17 protein-coding genes are annotated in these 15,594 nt (G+C 58.7%); 11 read left to right on the top strand and 6 right to left on the bottom strand.

The features are described from left to right. Positions 1–139: 139 nt before the first annotated feature. From ABLU88_RS05820 to ABLU88_RS05790, 7 genes are all read left to right on the top strand, one after another. Positions 140–1,243, top strand: coding sequence for a cobalamin-independent methionine synthase II family protein (locus ABLU88_RS05820; RefSeq protein WP_116280556.1), 1,104 nt, complete (start codon positions 140–142; stop codon positions 1,241–1,243). 177 nt (positions 1,244–1,420) lie between these two features. Beyond that, the gene (urtA, locus tag ABLU88_RS05815; protein WP_014229499.1) at positions 1,421–2,692 is read left to right on the top strand and encodes an urea ABC transporter substrate-binding protein; all 1,272 of its coding nucleotides are present in this window, start codon (positions 1,421–1,423) and stop codon (positions 2,690–2,692) included. An 84-nt stretch (positions 2,693–2,776) separates the two neighbouring features. Next, positions 2,777–4,351, top strand: coding sequence for an urea ABC transporter permease subunit UrtB (urtB, locus tag ABLU88_RS05810; RefSeq protein ID WP_047723748.1), 1,575 nt, complete (start codon positions 2,777–2,779; stop codon positions 4,349–4,351). Beyond that, the gene (gene urtC, locus ABLU88_RS05805) at positions 4,351–5,424 is read left to right on the top strand and encodes an urea ABC transporter permease subunit UrtC (protein WP_014229497.1); all 1,074 of its coding nucleotides are present in this window, start codon (positions 4,351–4,353) and stop codon (positions 5,422–5,424) included. The genes urtB and urtC overlap by 1 nt, the downstream gene beginning before the upstream one ends. Beyond that, complete coding sequence (gene urtD, locus ABLU88_RS05800; RefSeq protein ID WP_025105756.1) at positions 5,424–6,221, top strand: urea ABC transporter ATP-binding protein UrtD; 798 nt, start codon at positions 5,424–5,426, stop codon at positions 6,219–6,221. Before urtC ends, urtD begins: the two co-directional genes overlap by 1 nt. A 9-nt stretch (positions 6,222–6,230) precedes the next feature. After that, positions 6,231–6,929, top strand: coding sequence for an urea ABC transporter ATP-binding subunit UrtE (gene urtE, locus ABLU88_RS05795; RefSeq protein ID WP_014229495.1), 699 nt, complete (start codon positions 6,231–6,233; stop codon positions 6,927–6,929). A gap of 153 nt (positions 6,930–7,082) precedes the next feature. Next, complete coding sequence (locus ABLU88_RS05790) at positions 7,083–7,256, top strand: hypothetical protein (protein ID WP_186006144.1); 174 nt, start codon at positions 7,083–7,085, stop codon at positions 7,254–7,256. Between the two features lie 296 nt (positions 7,257–7,552). Here ABLU88_RS05790 and ABLU88_RS05785 read toward each other — a convergent pair whose 3' ends face one another. Further along, the gene (locus ABLU88_RS05785; protein ID WP_014838594.1) at positions 7,553–8,023 is read right to left on the bottom strand and encodes a helix-turn-helix domain-containing protein; all 471 of its coding nucleotides are present in this window, start codon (positions 8,021–8,023) and stop codon (positions 7,553–7,555) included. 117 nt (positions 8,024–8,140) lie between these two features. Then, complete coding sequence (gene ydeE / locus ABLU88_RS05780) at positions 8,141–9,334, bottom strand: efflux MFS transporter YdeE (RefSeq protein WP_116280552.1); 1,194 nt, start codon at positions 9,332–9,334, stop codon at positions 8,141–8,143. A gap of 192 nt (positions 9,335–9,526) precedes the next feature. Between ydeE and eamA the strand changes: the two genes are divergently transcribed. After that, a complete protein-coding gene (gene eamA, locus ABLU88_RS05775; RefSeq protein ID WP_014229493.1) occupies positions 9,527–10,426 on the top strand; it encodes an O-acetylserine/cysteine exporter in 900 nt (299 codons plus the stop codon). Between the two features lie 32 nt (positions 10,427–10,458). Here eamA and marB read toward each other — a convergent pair whose 3' ends face one another. Genes marB through marR form a run of 3 tightly spaced genes read right to left on the bottom strand, consistent with a single transcriptional unit; the run spans position 10,459 to position 11,540 of the window. Further along, positions 10,459–10,677, bottom strand: a complete 219-nt coding sequence (marB, locus tag ABLU88_RS05770; protein WP_004851184.1) for a multiple antibiotic resistance protein MarB — start codon at positions 10,675–10,677, stop codon at positions 10,459–10,461. A 30-nt stretch (positions 10,678–10,707) separates the two neighbouring features. Next, positions 10,708–11,088: an MDR efflux pump AcrAB transcriptional activator MarA gene (gene marA, locus ABLU88_RS05765; RefSeq protein ID WP_004102351.1), complete on the bottom strand. Its 381-nt coding sequence runs from the start codon at positions 11,086–11,088 to the stop codon at positions 10,708–10,710. A gap of 17 nt (positions 11,089–11,105) precedes the next feature. Continuing rightward, the gene (gene marR / locus ABLU88_RS05760) at positions 11,106–11,540 is read right to left on the bottom strand and encodes a multiple antibiotic resistance transcriptional regulator MarR (protein WP_004102349.1); all 435 of its coding nucleotides are present in this window, start codon (positions 11,538–11,540) and stop codon (positions 11,106–11,108) included. A gap of 261 nt (positions 11,541–11,801) precedes the next feature. Between marR and ABLU88_RS05755 the strand changes: the two genes are divergently transcribed. Next, entirely contained in the window at positions 11,802–12,470 is a 669-nt protein-coding gene (locus tag ABLU88_RS05755) for a MarC family NAAT transporter (protein ID WP_004119839.1), read from the top strand. A gap of 77 nt (positions 12,471–12,547) precedes the next feature. Here the strand turns inward: ABLU88_RS05755 and ABLU88_RS05750 are convergent, their stop codons facing one another. Further along, positions 12,548–13,747, bottom strand: a complete 1,200-nt coding sequence (locus ABLU88_RS05750; RefSeq protein WP_025105754.1) for a sugar transporter — start codon at positions 13,745–13,747, stop codon at positions 12,548–12,550. A gap of 204 nt (positions 13,748–13,951) precedes the next feature. On the opposite strand from ABLU88_RS05750, the gene ABLU88_RS05745 reads away from it, so the two are divergent. Beyond that, on the top strand, positions 13,952–14,743 hold the full coding sequence (locus ABLU88_RS05745; protein WP_116280551.1) for a PhzF family phenazine biosynthesis protein: 792 nt from the start codon (positions 13,952–13,954) through the stop codon (positions 14,741–14,743). Positions 14,744–14,752: 9 nt separating this feature from the next. Then, on the top strand, positions 14,753–15,541 hold the full coding sequence (locus ABLU88_RS05740) for a PhzF family phenazine biosynthesis protein (protein WP_116280550.1): 789 nt from the start codon (positions 14,753–14,755) through the stop codon (positions 15,539–15,541). The last annotated feature ends 53 nt before the right edge of the window (positions 15,542–15,594 follow it).

Below are 15,594 nucleotides of genomic sequence, written 5' to 3'. Positions count from 1 at the left end.
TGTGCCATGAAATATTGTCGTTTGCCGATGAAACCTCTGCATGCCAGTATCTGGACATATAGCCATCCAGAAGTCTATAAGTTCAAATGATAAACTATCACGGTGGGTAATTAACTTTGCCCGCCGCTAAGGAGACACCATGCAACGTCATCAGGCCCCGTTCCGCGCAGATATTGTCGGCAGCTTTTTACGCCCGGACGCCATCAAACAGGCTCGTCAGCAGCTGGCCGCCGGCACCATCGACGCGCAGCAGCTGCGGCAGATAGAAAATGAGGCGATTCGCGATCTGGTGCAGCAGCAGTGCGAGTGCGGGCTGCATGTGGTCACCGACGGTGAGTTCCGCCGCGCGTGGTGGCACTTTGATTTCTTTGACGGACTACAGGGCGTTGAGCGCTACGATTCAGAAAAGGGCATTCAGTTCAACGGGGTACAGACCAAAGCGCACGGCGTTCGCGTCACCGGTAAACTGGCCTTTGGCGATCACCCGATGCTGGAAGATTTTCGCTATCTAAAGAGCATCAGCGGCAGCGCTCAGCCGAAGATGACCATTCCCAGCCCGAGCGTACTGCACTTCCGCGGCGGCCGGAAAGATATCGACGCGACGGTGTATCCGGATCTCGCCGACTATTTCGATGACCTGGCAACCACCTGGCGCGATGCCATTCGCGCCTTCTACGATGCGGGCTGCCGCTATTTACAGCTTGATGATACCGTCTGGGCCTACCTCTGCTCCGATGAGCAGCGACAGCAGGTGCGCGAGCGCGGCGAAGACCCGGATGAGCTGGCGCGCATTTATGCCCGCGTTCTGAATAAGGCCCTGGAAGGGAAGCCGGAGGATCTGACCGTTGGCCTGCACGTGTGTCGCGGTAACTTCCGCTCGACCTGGATCTCCGAGGGCGGCTACGAGCCGGTTGCGGAAGTGCTATTCGGCGGCGTTAACATCGACGCGTTCTTCCTCGAATATGACAATGACCGTTCCGGCGACTTCGCGCCGCTGCGCTACGTTCGCCCCGGCCATCAGCAGGTGGTACTGGGCCTGATCACCACTAAAAACGGGGAGCTGGAAAACCCGGAAGGGGTGAAGGCTCGACTGCAGGAGGCGGCGCAGTACGTCCCGCTGGCGCAAATTTGCCTCAGCCCGCAGTGCGGTTTTGCTTCCACCGAAGAGGGTAACTCTCTGACCGAAGCCCAGCAGTGGGATAAAGTCCGCCTGGTCACCGGCATCGCCGCGCAGCTCTGGTAATCTCTCCATAGCGCAGCGTTGCACTATTTTAAGGCAACGCTGTGCACCCGCCTTTATTTTCCCCGTATTCTGCCGCGCTTTCAGACGCTTTCACAACCTGGCATCGTTTTTGCCTTATCACTTCCGGTGAGTCGTTAATTCATTTTTTTGTTTTTGCGCTATTCAGGAGTGACACACATGCAGCGTCGAACACTATTAAAAGCTTTTGCTCTCTCCGCCTCTGTTATTAGCATGGGCTTCTCCTTACAGGTTTATGCCGCCGACACCATTAAAGTCGGCATTATGCACTCGCTTTCCGGGACGATGGCGATTTCTGAAACCCCGCTGAAAGATGTCGCCCTGATGGCTATCGATGACATCAACGCCAAAGGCGGCGTGCTGGGTAAAAAACTGGAACCGGTAGTGGTAGATCCGGCATCAAACTGGCCGCTGTTCGCCGAAAAAGCGCGTCAACTGCTGACGCAGGATAAGGTGGCGGCGGTGTTCGGCTGCTGGACCTCCGTATCGCGCAAATCGGTTCTGCCGGTATTTGAAGAGCTGAACGGTCTGCTCTTCTACCCGGTACAGTATGAAGGCGAAGAGATGTCGCCGAACGTCTTCTACACCGGCGCGGCGCCAAACCAGCAGGCGATTCCGGCGGTGGAATACCTGCTGAGCGAAGACGGCGGCGGGGCGAAACGCTTCTTCCTGCTCGGTACCGACTACGTCTACCCGCGCACCACCAACAAAATTCTCCGCGCTTTCCTGCACGCCAAAGGCATTCAGGATAAAGACATCGAAGAGGTCTATACCCCGTTCGGCTATAGCGACTATCAGACTATCGTCGCCAATATCAAGAAGTTCTCCGCCGGCGGTAAAACCGCGGTGGTCTCTACCATCAACGGTGATTCCAACGTTCCGTTCTATAAAGAGCTGGCTAATCAGGGGCTGAAGGCGACGGACGTGCCGGTGGTGGCCTTTTCCGTGGGCGAGGAGGAGCTGCGCGGGATTGATACTAAACCGCTGGTGGGCAACCTCGCGGCGTGGAACTACTTCGAGTCCGTCGATAACCCAACCAATAAACAGTTTGTTGCCGACTATCGCGCTTACGCCAAAGCCCACAAGCTGCCAAACGCCGATACCGTGGTAACCAATGACCCGATGGAAGCGACCTGGGTTGGCCTGCACATGTGGGCGCAGGCGGTGACGAAAGCAGGATCGACCGATGTCGACAAGGTGCGTGATGCCATGGCCGGCCAAACCTTCAAGGCGCCGTCAGGCTTTACCCTGACCATGGATGCCACCAACCATCACCTGCACAAGCCGGTAATGATTGGCGAAATCGAAAGCAACGGCCAGTTTAACGTGGTCTGGCAGACCGAAGAGCCGGTACGCGCCCAGCCGTGGAGCCCGTGGATTGCCGGGAATGATAAAAAGCCGGATCACCCGGTTAAAACCGTCAGCAACTAAGCGTTAGACCCCGGCGCTGCGCTGGGGTGAATGATTCAGTCTTCCGGGCCCGAAGCCCGGATTTCCCCGAAAAGGAGAACGACCATGAACGCATTACGCCTCATGTGTTACTTCGCGCTGCTGATGGTCTTGATACCGTGGCGGGCGCAGGCAGCGGACGCCGACGATTTTGTGGCGGCCAATCGCAGCCAGCAGGCTCAGCTGCTGGAACAGTGGGCCGCCGCGCCCGAAGCGCCGCGTTTACCGCTGCTGCGGGCGCTGAAAAGTGAAACATTGCAATCCGATAGCGGCGGTCATGCGTTCAGCAAACAGAGCGACAGTCTGCTGGCGCTGGGCGCGGTTCCGGCGCCCGTCGGCCCAACAAAACCGGTGCGTCTGACCAACCGCCTGCGTAACCTGGCGGCAGGCGCGCTGGCGACGCATCTCCTGGTTAGTGACAACGTCACGGAAAGGGCCGCGGCGGCGAAAACCCTGCAGCGCGAAGCGACGCCTGAGATGGCGGGGCTGCTACAGCAGCGTCTGACGGCGGAAACCGACGGCGCGGTGAAGTCGCAGCTGGAAATTGCGCTGGCCCGTTTACAGCTTGTCAGTCCTCAGCCCGCACAGCGGCTGGCGGCCATCGCGCTGCTCGGCCACTCCGGTGACCCGGAAACCCAGGCGCTGCTGACGCCGTATACCGATGCCCGGCATGAGCCGGACCCGGCGATTCGCGCGGCGGCCCAGGAGAGCCTGAGTAAAATCCAGCACCGCCTGCTGCTGGGCGATCTTCTCGGCCAGGCTTTTATGGGCCTCTCCCTCGGTTCTGTCCTGCTGCTCGCCGCGCTCGGTCTGGCCATCACCTACGGTCTGCTCGGGGTGATCAATATGGCCCACGGCGAGATGCTGATGATTGGCGCCTACAGCTGCTGGCTGGTTCAGCAGGCGCTGGCGCAGCTGGCGCCGCAGTGGCTGGCCTTCTATCCGCTGATTGCGCTGCCGGTGGCGTTCCTGATCACCGGCGGTATCGGTATGGCGCTGGAACGCACCGTGATCCGTCATCTGTACGGGCGCCCGCTTGAGACGCTGCTCGCCACATGGGGGATCAGCCTGATGCTGATCCAACTGGTACGGATGCTGTTTGGCGCGCAGAACGTTGAGGTCGCCAATCCGGCATGGCTCTCCGGCGGCGTGCAGGTTCTGCCGAATCTCATCCTGCCGTGGAACCGTCTGGCGGTACTGGTTTTCGTGCTGCTGGTGCTGCTCTTTACCTGGCTGACGCTGAACAAGACCCGGCTAGGGATGAACGTGCGGGCTGTGACGCAAAACCGCGCGATGGCGGCCTGCTGCGGCGTGCCGACCGGACGGGTCGATATGCTGGCGTTTGGCCTCGGTTCGGGGATCGCGGGGCTGGGCGGCGTCGCGCTGTCGCAGCTCGGTAACGTCGGGCCCGAGCTGGGCCAGGGCTACATTATCGACTCCTTCCTCGTGGTGGTGCTCGGCGGCGTGGGTCAGCTGGCGGGCAGCGTGGCGGCGGCGTTTGGTCTTGGCATCTTTAACAAAATCCTTGAACCGCAGATGGGAGCCGTGCTTGGTAAGATCCTGATTCTGGTCTTGATTATCCTGTTTATCCAGAAACGTCCCCAGGGACTGTTCGCCCTCAAAGGGAGGGTTATTGACTGATGAGCCAACCTATTACCTTAACGCTGGCGCGCAAAGCGCCGCGCCCGCTGCGCTGGTTCGGCGTGCTGCTACTGCTGGGCCTGCTAAGTATGCCGTTTCTGGCGCTGCTGCCCGCCACGCATCCGCTGGCGGTCTCCACCTGGCTGCTGACGCTGACCGGCAAGATACTCTGCTACGCCATTGTCGCCGTGGCGCTGGATTTGGTCTGGGGCTATGCCGGGATGCTCTCGCTTGGCCATGGGATCTTTTTTGCTCTCGGCGGCTACGCCATGGGCATGTACCTGATGCGCCAGGCGGCGGGCGACGGATTGCCGGCCTTTATGTCGTTTTTGTCGTGGAGCGAGCTGCCGTGGTTCTGGTGGGGCACCCAGCATTTCGCCTGGGCTATGCTGCTGGTGGTGCTGGTGCCCGGCCTGCTGGCGCTGGTTTTCGGCTGGTTTGCCTTCCGCTCGAAAATCAAAGGCGTCTATTTTTCGATTATGACCCAGGCGCTCACCTACGCCGGGATGCTGCTGTTTTTCCGTAACGAAACCGGCTTTGGCGGTAACAACGGTTTTACCGGCTTTACCACGCTGCTCGGTTTCTCCGTTACCGCCATCAGCACGCGGGCGGCTCTGTTTATGGCCACGGTACTGCTGCTGTTGCTCACCCTGTGGATTGGCTATTTGCTGGCGCAAAGCAAATTTGGCCGCGTGCTGACGGCGGTGCGCGATGCTGAAAACCGCCTGATGTTCTGCGGCTACGACCCGCGCGGCTTTAAGCTGCTGGTATGGACCCTTTCCGCCGTACTGTGCGGCCTGGCGGGGGCGCTGTACGTGCCGCAGGTCGGGATCATCAACCCCAGCGAAATGTCGCCGACCAACTCTATCGAAGCGGCCATCTGGGTGGCGCTCGGCGGTCGCGGAACCTTAATCGGCCCGGTGCTCGGCGCGGGGCTGGTCAACGGCGCGAAAAGCTACTTTACCGTGGCGATGCCGGAGTACTGGCAGCTCTTTCTGGGACTGATTTTTATTATCGTGACGCTGTTTTTACCGCGTGGCGTTATCGGCCTGCTGCGTAAAGGAGATCGCTGATGCCATTGGATGAAGAGCTATTTACCCGCCAGCTGCCGACGGACCGCTTTCGCGAGCAGACCGATCCGGTACTGCAGCTGGAAGAGATTAACGTCAACTTTGACGGTTTTCAGGCGTTGACCAACCTGTCGCTGCAGATTGGTGTGGGCGAGCTACGCTGCGTGATTGGGCCGAACGGCGCCGGTAAAACTACCCTGATGGACGTCATCACCGGCAAAACCCGGCCGCAGAGCGGCAGGGCGCTTTACGATCAGTCGGTGGACTTAACAACCCTCGATCCCATCGCCATCGCCCGCCAGGGCATCGGGCGCAAGTTTCAGAAACCGACGGTCTTTGAGGCGCTGACGGTGGCAGAGAATCTCGAACTGGCAATGAAAGGTGATAAATCGGTGTGGGCCAGCCTGCGGGCGCGCCTGAACAGCGAGCAGGCCGACCGAATCAGCGAAACCCTGCGCCTGCTGCGGCTGGAGGGCGAACGCTATCGGCCGGCGGGGCTGCTGTCGCACGGGCAAAAGCAGTTTCTGGAAATCGGCATGCTGCTGGTGCAGGAGCCGCATCTGCTGCTGCTGGACGAACCCGCCGCCGGGATGACCGATGCGGAGACAGAATATACCGCCGAGCTGTTCCGCACCCTTGCCGGGCAGCATTCGCTGATGGTGGTCGAGCATGATATGGGCTTTGTCGAAACCATCGCCGACAGGGTGACGGTGCTGCATCAAGGACAGGTGCTGGCGGAGGGGTCGCTGCGCGAGGTGCAGGCCAACGAACAGGTGATTGAAGTTTATCTCGGACGCTAAGGAGCGCGGATGTTACAGGTTAATCAACTACATCAATATTATGGCGGCAGCCATATCCTGCGTGGAGTGGATTTTGCCGCTCGCCAGGGCGAGATCACCTGCCTGCTCGGGCGCAACGGGGTGGGGAAAACCACCTTGCTGAAGTGCCTGATGGGGCTGATCCCGGCGCGCAGCGGCGAGGTGCTGTGGCAGGAGAAGAATATCACCCACCGTAAACCGCACCAGCGGGTGCAGTCGGGGATCGCCTACGTGCCCCAGGGGCGGGAGATTTTTCCGCGCCTGACGGTTGAGGAGAATCTGCTGATGGGGCTGTCCCGCTTTCCCGCCCGCGACGCGCGCGCGGTACCGGAAGAGATTTATCAGCTGTTTCCGGTACTGAAAACCATGAAGCAGCGGCGCGGGGGCGATCTTTCCGGCGGGCAACAGCAGCAGCTGGCCATTGGCCGCGCGCTGGCCAGCCGTCCGCAGCTGTTGATTCTTGATGAACCGACGGAGGGCATTCAGCCGTCGGTGATTAAGGAGATTGGCGAGGTGATTCGTCAGCTGGCGAACCGCGGGGATATGGCGATTCTGCTGGTCGAGCAGTTTTATGATTTTGCCGCCGGTCTGGCGGATCGCTATCTGGTGATGTCGCGCGGCGCGATTATCCAGCAGGGCAACGGCGGCGATATGGAAGCCGAAGGCGTCCGAGGGATGGTCACCATTTAACTCGCCCCGGATGGCGGCCTCCCCCCGGCTCGCGCTGCGCTTAGCCGGGCTACAGGTATACAGCAGTCTGCTGGCCCGTAGCCCGGGCAAGGCGCTTGCGCCGCCCCCGGGGAGATCGCCATAGTCCGCACTAGATATGGTTTCCCGGAGGCGATGCTGCGCATCTGTCTGCGCTACCGCTCGCAGACGGCGATGGCCTGTAGCCCGGGCAAGGCGCTTTGCGCCGCCCCCGGGGAGATCGCCACAGGCCGCATTGGATATGATTTCCCGGAGGCGATGCTGCGCATCTGTCCGGGCTACCGCTCGCAGACGGCGATGGACCCGTAGCCCGGGCAAGGCGCTTTGCGCCGCCCCCGGGGAGCTCGCCATAGTCCTCACTAGATATGGTTTCCCGGAGGCGATGCTGCGCATCTGTCCGGGCTACCGCTCGCACACGGCGATGGACTCGTAGCCCGGGCAAGGCGCTTTGCGCCGCCCCCGGGGAGATCGCCATAGTCCGCACTAGATATGGTATCCCGGAGGCGATGCTGCGCATCTGTCCGGGCTACCGCTCGCAGACGGCGATGGACCCGTAGCCCGGGCAAGGCACGACAGCGCCGCCCCCGGGAAAAGCGCGCAGAGGGCTATTTGCGCAGCAGCCGCTGCAGGCGCGCCTGACGCCAGCGATTAATCCATTCGCCAAAAACAAACAGACGCAACCCTTTAACCGCCAGCAGCGCTCCCCAGACGATCGCCACCCATGCGGACCAGTAGCTCTCTGCGCCGCTCAGCCAGTTCAGCAGCGCCAGCAGAACGCAAACGACGACGGCCACCGTCAATGAACGGTAAAAACGGCTCTCGCGTTCGACGCGCGCTTTGGCTTCCTCAATACGTAAATCCAGCGACGCTTCGTGGCCCGCCGGCGATTCGCCGCTAATCTCGGCGACGTTAACTTCAAATACCGCCGCAAGCGCGCTGAGCGTCTCGAGGCCGGGACGGTCGCCGTTCTCGATGCGCTGAATGGTGCGCACGCTGACGCCGGCCAGTTCGGCAAGCTGCTCCTGCGACCAGGCGCGCTGCAAACGTAATTGTTTAACCTGATGACTACTGTTCATTGTTTCTATCTCCGGGTGAAAACCTGAGATGGAGTATCATCGAGCGGGCTGTCGGGCACCACGATCGGAACCCGACAGGGACGCGACAGCAACCTGACAGCCGCACGGCGCCTGGCATCAGGCGCGGGCGACCGTGCTACCGTTCCACGGACGAACGTTCATGCCGCGGAAAATCATCAGCCATGCGGCGATAATCGCCAGCATCAATATCACAAACAGCGACCAGTGCGGCAGATGGGTCAGAATCGTTCCGGTCAGCATCGGGTTAAACGCCGCCCCCAGCCAGCCCAGCGACTGGGCGGAAAAGTAGCTGGCTTTCATGCCCGGCGGCGCAATGTTATCGATCAGCATATATTCCCCCGGCGCGTAGATAACCTCTCCGAGTGTAAAAATGGCGGCGGAGAGGCCCCACAACAGCAGGCTGTTATCGGAAATAACAAAACCGCCCAGCCCGAGCACAAAACAAACCGTCCCAAAGGTCATCAGCGGGCGAATATTGCGGGCGGTAAGGCGACGACCAACCGCATACTGCAGCGCCACCACCACGGCCGCGTTAACCGGCAGTACCACCGCAACCACTTTTTCGGCAAAATCGCTGTCCGCTACTACCAGCACATACTGAGAAATGCAGGAAGCGAAAGAGCCGCCGACAAAGGAGGCCAGCAGGCCGGAAAGGGTAAACCACAGCAGAGCGCGATCGCGCAGCAGCACCGACGGCGACCACTGGACCGCGTTATCCTGAGCAATCGCGGCGCTGGTGCGCTGCACAAACAGCTGAATAAATACCAGCGGAAGGGCGGCGCAGCCGGCCGCCAGCCAGAACGGCAGGTTAATACTGTGCATGACCAGCAGAGTGCCGATAGGCGGTCCAACGGTCCAGCCAATATTGAGAAAGGTGTAGTTAAGGGAAAAAATCTGCGCCTTCTTTTCCGGCGACAGCACGTCGGCAAACCACGCTTTCAGCACGGTAGAGAAGACGGAGTAAGCGCAGTTAATCAGCGCGAAGAAAAACACCACCAGCGCGACGCTATTGACCAGAGGAATAGCGATAAAGCCGCCAATAAACGCCAGCACGGCGAGCGTCATATAGCGCTTTTTGTCGAACTTATCGGCGAGAATGCCAAAACCCATGCTGAACAGCACCCCGACGATCAGCGCGCTCGACAGCGCATAGCCGATTTTATCCACCTCCAGATGGTACTGGCGGGTGAGGTAGATCGTCATAAAAGGTAACGTTGCGCCGCGGCCAATGGTTAACAGCAACGACGAAGCCAGCAGCGCTGCGGTTGAGCGCCTGAGAGTCGGTATCATTTTTTCCTTGCCTGATGTGATGTTATTTTTGTTGTCACGATCACAAATAGCACGCTAACCGGGGCTTGTATAGTTCCCGGGGGGGATGAAAAGCACGCCAGCGCCCTACCGAAAATAATGATCTATGCGGCGGACGAATTATTCGGTAGTTTGATTTTGTTCGCAAAAATTCCAATAACAACCGAGGCGGGTATGACGCGTAAAGACGGGCTGCTGGCATTGCTGGTGGTGGTGGTATGGGGGCTGAATTTCGTGGTGATCAAGGTGGGGCTGCATAATATGCCGCCGCTGATGCTCGCCGGACTGCGCTTTTTGCTGGTGGCTTTCCCGGCGCTGCTCTTCGTCGCGCGGCCAAAAATTCCGCTGAGCCTGCTGCTGGGCTACGGCCTGACGATTAGCTTCGGTCAGTTTGCGTTTTTGTTCTGCGCGATTAGCCTCGGCATGCCTGCCGGACTGGCATCGCTGGTGCTGCAGGCGCAGGCCTTTTTCACCATCATTCTCGGGGCGTTTATTTTCGGCGAACGTTTGCAGGGGAAACAGCTGGCGGGGATCGCGCTGGCGATTTTCGGCGTACTGGTGCTGGTCGAAGCCAGCCTCGGCGGCCAGCATGTCCCGCTGGTGGGCTTTATGCTGACGCTGGCCGCGGCGCTGAGCTGGGCCTGCGGCAATATCTTCAACAAGAAAATTATGTCGCATGCGAGCCGGCCGCCGATTATGTCTTTGGTGGTATGGAGCGCGCTGATCCCGGTGCTGCCGTTTATGCTGGCGTCGTGGATCCTCGACGGCCCGCAGGTCATGGCGGAAAGCCTGCTGCATATCGACCTGCTGACGATCCTGTCGCTGCTCTATCTGGCGTTTATTGCCACTATCGTCGGCTATGGTATTTGGGGGGCGCTGCTCGGCCGCTATGAAACCTGGCGCGTGGCGCCGCTGTCGCTGCTGGTGCCGGTGGTCGGGATGGCCAGCGCGGCCTTATTGCTCGGCGAGACGCTGAATAGCCTGCAGCTGCTGGGCGCGGTACTGATTATGGCCGGGCTGTATATCAACGTATTTGGCCTGCGGATCGTGCGTCCGGGCATGGCGCGGGGGTAAAAAAAAGCCCCGGTCACGGGGCTAAAGGGATTTTACAGGCTTTGCTGGTTGTAATAGGGCACGCCCAGTTCATCTGATTTATCACTGCCAGAGGCCATGTGATTGAAATCAAAAGGCGAATCATTATGTTCGGAAGGAATAATCATCGCATCCCGGTTGTTGTGGCGAACCGGGGTGCTGGTTTGCTCCGCATAACTTTGGCTCGAGACCAGCGCCAATAGCACGATGGCGGCGGAAGCGAATAGTTTCATGATTTCCTCAATACGTCTTTTTGCAGGCGGTTAACAACAGTTATTTAATGGGAGCAGGTAGCGCGACTCGCCCGGCACGTTGGTAATACGATACTGGTGCGGCGGAACATCGAAATAGTTCTTAAAAGTTCGCGTCAGCGTTTGCTGCGATTCAAAGCCATAGCGTTCGGCCAGGTATAAGATAGGCTCGTTGCTCTGCTTCAGCTTCTGCGCGATCTCGGTCAGCTTACGGCTGCGGATATACTGTCCCAGCGAGTGACCGGTCTCTTTCTTGAACATTCTTTGCAGGTGCCACTTGGAGTAACCTGAGCGCTCTGAAACCTTCTCCAGCGACAGGGGCGATTCCAGGTTATCCTCGATCCACGACAAAATACTATGGATAGTGATGGCGTCGTTATTGCGTCTGGACATCATCTTACCTCTTCTTATTACGACAGAACTTTTTTGAGTAAACACTCAAGAGTGGCCACTTCATCCGTCGACAGATTTTTTGTTAGTTCCTGGTGCAATTTCTGACCCACAACCTGATGACATTGCTCACAAAGGGCTGCGCCGTCTGGCGTTAACTGTACCAGCACGCCACGCTTGTCAGTCGGGTTGGGTAACCGTTCAATCCAGCCTTTACAGACCAGGCGGTCGAGCATGCGCGTCATTGCGCCTGGGTCGACCGAAAGCACGGTTTTCAGCTCAACGGGGGTAATACACACTTCGCAACGAATGGAACAGAGCACCCGGAACTGGGTGGAAGTAATATCCATCGGCGAGAGATAATCGTTGAGCAGGCGATCTTTTTTCTGGTTAACCATCTGGATCAAGCGGCCAAGAGGGATCATTTCGTTAAACAGGTCGCTTGTACTTTTCACAATGGTTGCCCAGGCAATGACTTAGTTGCGGGAGATATTATTGCCTAGGCAAATATAAGTCAACCTGATGAATTAGCCGATGCCACGATTTGCTAAAACGAATTGTTGTGAGGCAGGTCACTCTATTTCACGTTGTTATCTTATGATTTGAAGGAAGGGTGAATGCGTCCTGAGGAGAACGGGTACAATCTGGCAACAGACGATATACTCAGCACGCGTCATTTTTTTGATAATCCAATATTGACAGGACCTTAATTCACTATGATGGATCTTTTTAAAGCGATAGGCCTGGGACTGGTAGTGATTCTACCGCTGGCGAACCCGCTGACTACCGTGGCGCTGTTCCTTGGCCTGGCCGGGAATATGAACAACGCCGAGCGTAACCGTCAGTCGCTGATGGCCTCGGTTTATGTGTTCGCCATCCTGATGGTCGCCTGGTATGCCGGCCAGGTGGTGATGAACACCTTCGGAATATCGATTCCCGGTCTGCGTATTGCCGGCGGCCTGATCGTCGCCTTTATCGGCTTCCGCATGCTCTTTCCCCAGCAAAAAGCCCATGATTCGATGGAAGCTAAGCTGAAATCGGAAGAGCTCGAGGATGAACCGACGGCGAATATCGCCTTCGTTCCGCTGGCGATGCCGAGCACAGCAGGGCCGGGGACAATCGCGATGATTATCAGCTCAGCGTCTACGGTAAAGCACGGGGCGAGCTTCCCGGACTGGGTTGTGCTGGTCGCGCCGCCGATTATTTTTGCCCTGGTCGGGATTATCCTGTGGGGCTGTCTCCGCAGCTCCGGGGCAATCATGCGTCTGGTCGGGAAGGGCGGCATTGAGGCGATTTCCCGCCTGATGGGCTTCCTGCTGGTCTGTATGGGCGTGCAGTTTATTATTAACGGCGTGCTGGAGATTATTTCCACTTATCACGCCTGACGGTCATCGCCGTACTGATACCAGACGTAAAAAAACCTGCCGATCTCACGACCGGCAGGTTTTTTTTAGCAGCACGATCAGGAGTGATGCGGCTGCTGATCTTCCAGCGACACCGGCCAGCGGCGGAAAATCATCACCGCCCACACTAACGCGACGACCGCGGGGATCGCCCCGACATAGCCAATGGACGCCATTGACAGATGGGTACTGACCTGGCTGCCCACCAGCGCGCCCGCGCCGATGCCAATATTAAAGATCCCCGAAAATAACGACATCGCCACGTCGGTCGCGTCCGGCGCCAGCGCCAGCACTTTGACCTGCATACCGAGACCGATAATCATGATCGCCACGCCCCAGAAGACGCTCAGCAGCATCAGGTGGTTGGCGTTGTGCGAGGCGGGTAGCAGCAGCAGCAGGCACGCCAGCAGCAGGCCAATCGCCGCGTTAATTAACCCGGACGCATGCAGGTTGCCGAGCTTACCAAAGAGGATGCTGCCGACGATGCCCGCGCCGCCCAGGGTCAGCAGCAGCACGGTAGCGAAGTTGCCGCTCAGGCCGGCGACCGTCTGAACGAACGGTTCAATGTAGCTGTAGGCGGTATAGTGCGCGGTCACCACAATCACCGTCAGTAAATAGATGCTCAGCAGCGCAGGGCGACGGAACAGCACCGGCAGGCTTTTCAGCGACCCTGAGTGCTCGCTCGGCAGCTTAGGCAGCAGCTTGATCAGGCACACCATGGTAACCAGCGCACCGAGGCCGATGACCAGGAACGTGGTGCGCCAGCCAAAGTATTGCCCGACGATACGGCCAATCGGGATACCGAAGACCATCGCCAGCGCGGTACCGGTGGCAATCAGGCTCAGCGCCTGCGCGCGTTTACCCGCAGGCGCCATTCGTATAGCCAGCGCCGAGGTGATCGACCAGAACACCGCGTGGGCAAAGGCGATACCGATACGGCTGATCACCAGCACGTTGAAGTTCCAGGCCAGGAACGACAGCACGTGGCTGGCGATAAACAGGATAAACAGGCCAACCAGCAGGCGACGGCGCTCCATCTTGCTGGTCAGCAGCATAAAGGGCAGCGACATCAGGGCGACAACCCAGGCGTAGATCGTCAGCATAATCCCAACCTGCGCCGTTTCCATGCCAAAGCTGTCGGCGATATCCGACAGCAGGCCCACGGGCGCAAATTCGGTGGTATTAAAGATAAATGCCGCAATCGCAAGCGTGACTACGCGCAGCCACGCGACCTTGCGTGAAACCGTATTTGTCATCATAAGTTCAGGGCTGGTTACAAAGAGGAAAGAAGTGGGACGATCTTAAAACGATTGCTGCTGAAAATACAACCATTTTGTGATCCACATCTCATTTTATCTTCAGCCAGATTTTCGGCACTAACGGATTAATTTTTCTATTAAACGTGTGGATTTCTCACGTTTATGTCATGTTATCGATAAGTAAAAAAACAGAGGGACAGAATAATGCAGGAAATTAGCTTTTATCTGGTTGATGCCTTCAGCGATCGGAGCTTTGGCGGCAACGCGGCGGCCGTTTGCCCGCTGACCGAATGGCTGCCGGACGAAACGCTGTTGAAAATGGCGCAGCAGCACAATCAGTCGGAGACCGCGTTTTTTGTGCGTACGGATGAGGGGTATGAGCTGCGTTGGTTTACCACGCTGTACGAAATCAACCTCTGCGGCCACGCGACCCTGGCGGCCTCGCACGTCATTTTTGAATATTTTGACCACCCCTCATCGACAATCGTATTTAGTACCCGCTTTGTCGGTGAGCTTCGCGTCACGCGCAGCGGCGACTGGCTGACGCTGGATTTCCCAGCCTGGGCGACGACCGCCGTTGAGCAGCCGCCTGCGGAGCTGCTGGCCGGGCTGGGGCTGAGCGACGCGGTGGAAGTCCGCGTGGCGCGTGATTACCTGGTGGTTTTAGCCGACCGCCAGCAGGTGGAGGCGGTGCGTCCGGATATGCAGCTGCTTGAGCGCCTCGGCAAAATGATCTGTATCAGCGCCCCGGACGAAGAGTATGACTTTGTCAGCCGTTTCTTCTGTCCGGGCGAGGCGGTGGCGGAAGACCCGGTCACCGGCTCGGCGCACAGTATGCTGATTCCCTACTGGGGCGAGAAGTTCGGCAAAACGGATATGCAGGCGCGGCAGATGTCGGCCCGCGGCGGCGACCTGCGCTGCCAGTGGCGGGGCGACCGGGTTCTGATCGGCGGTCAGGCGACCACCTACTTAATCGGCACGATTACGCTTCGTTAAGGAGGGACGGTGACGGAAATTCCTTTTTATCTGGTGGCGGCGTTCAGCGACCAGCCTTTCTCCGGCAACCCGGCTGCGGTATGCCTGCTTAAAAAGTGGCTGCCGGATGAGCTGCTGCTCAAAATGGCGCAGCAGCACAACCAGTCGGAAACCGCGTTTGTGGTACCTGAGAGCGATGGTTTTGCGCTGCGCTGGTTTACCACCCGCAATGAGGTCAATCTCTGCGGCCACGCCACGCTTGCCAGCGCGCACGTGATATTTCATCACCTGGATTATCCTGATGCGCTGATTCACTTTGCGACCGCTTCTGGTCGGCTGACCGTGAGCCGCGAGGGCGACTGGCTGACCCTGGATTTCCCGGCGGGAGAAACGCAAGAGCGCGAGCCGCCCGCGGAGATGCTCTCCGCGCTGGGGATTGAGCGCTACCTGCATGCCCGCAAGGGGCGCGCATGGCTTATCGAACTGGCCTCCCGTGAGCAGGTCGAAGCCCTGCGGCCGAATATTGCTGCGATGACGCCTGGCGAACATAAAGTGACCGTGACCGCCGCGGGCAGCGGGGAATATGACTTCGTTAGCCGCTTTTTCTCACCCGGTGAAGCGGTGTGGGAAGATCCGGTAACCGGTTCGGCGCATACTATGCTGATCCCCTACTGGAGCGCAAAGCGGGGTAAAACTCAGCTGCTGGCGCGTCAGGTTTCCGCGCGCGGCGGCGATATGCGCTGCGAGCTGAAAGGAAAACGCGTATTGATGAGCGGCCAGGCGGTGACCTATTTAAATGGCGTAATAACGCTACGCTAGCTCACCCTTCATCATAAAACGGGATCGGCAACAGACCCGCCGATCCCGAATCC

The organism is Klebsiella sp. GW_Kp182 (genome assembly GCF_040062275.1).
Taxonomy (GTDB): domain Bacteria; phylum Pseudomonadota; class Gammaproteobacteria; order Enterobacterales; family Enterobacteriaceae; genus Klebsiella; species Klebsiella michiganensis.
Note: the sequence above shows the minus strand (reverse complement) of the source record. Positions and strands in the feature narration are given on the sequence as shown.

Excerpts from the sequence above, each read along its gene's own strand:
- ABLU88_RS05790 (WP_186006144.1), top strand. The coding sequence starts at position 7,083 with ATGCTGCGCATCTGTCTGCGCTACCGCTCGCAGACGGCGATGGCCTGT.
- urtA (WP_014229499.1), top strand. The coding sequence starts at position 1,421 with ATGCAGCGTCGAACACTATTAAAAGCTTTTGCTCTCTCCGCCTCTGTT.
- marA (WP_004102351.1), bottom strand. The coding sequence starts at position 11,088 with ATGTCCAGACGCAATAACGACGCCATCACTATCCATAGTATTTTGTCG.
- urtC (WP_014229497.1), top strand. The coding sequence starts at position 4,351 with ATGAGCCAACCTATTACCTTAACGCTGGCGCGCAAAGCGCCGCGCCCG.
- urtD (WP_025105756.1), top strand. The coding sequence starts at position 5,424 with ATGCCATTGGATGAAGAGCTATTTACCCGCCAGCTGCCGACGGACCGC.
- ABLU88_RS05745 (WP_116280551.1), top strand. The coding sequence starts at position 13,952 with ATGCAGGAAATTAGCTTTTATCTGGTTGATGCCTTCAGCGATCGGAGC.
- ABLU88_RS05755 (WP_004119839.1), top strand. The coding sequence starts at position 11,802 with ATGATGGATCTTTTTAAAGCGATAGGCCTGGGACTGGTAGTGATTCTA.
- ydeE (WP_116280552.1), bottom strand. The coding sequence starts at position 9,334 with ATGATACCGACTCTCAGGCGCTCAACCGCAGCGCTGCTGGCTTCGTCG.
- urtB (WP_047723748.1), top strand. The coding sequence starts at position 2,777 with ATGAACGCATTACGCCTCATGTGTTACTTCGCGCTGCTGATGGTCTTG.
- marB (WP_004851184.1), bottom strand. The coding sequence starts at position 10,677 with ATGAAACTATTCGCTTCCGCCGCCATCGTGCTATTGGCGCTGGTCTCG.
- ABLU88_RS05820 (WP_116280556.1), top strand. The coding sequence starts at position 140 with ATGCAACGTCATCAGGCCCCGTTCCGCGCAGATATTGTCGGCAGCTTT.
- urtE (WP_014229495.1), top strand. The coding sequence starts at position 6,231 with ATGTTACAGGTTAATCAACTACATCAATATTATGGCGGCAGCCATATC.
- ABLU88_RS05750 (WP_025105754.1), bottom strand. The coding sequence starts at position 13,747 with ATGATGACAAATACGGTTTCACGCAAGGTCGCGTGGCTGCGCGTAGTC.
- eamA (WP_014229493.1), top strand. The coding sequence starts at position 9,527 with ATGACGCGTAAAGACGGGCTGCTGGCATTGCTGGTGGTGGTGGTATGG.
- ABLU88_RS05785 (WP_014838594.1), bottom strand. The coding sequence starts at position 8,023 with ATGAACAGTAGTCATCAGGTTAAACAATTACGTTTGCAGCGCGCCTGG.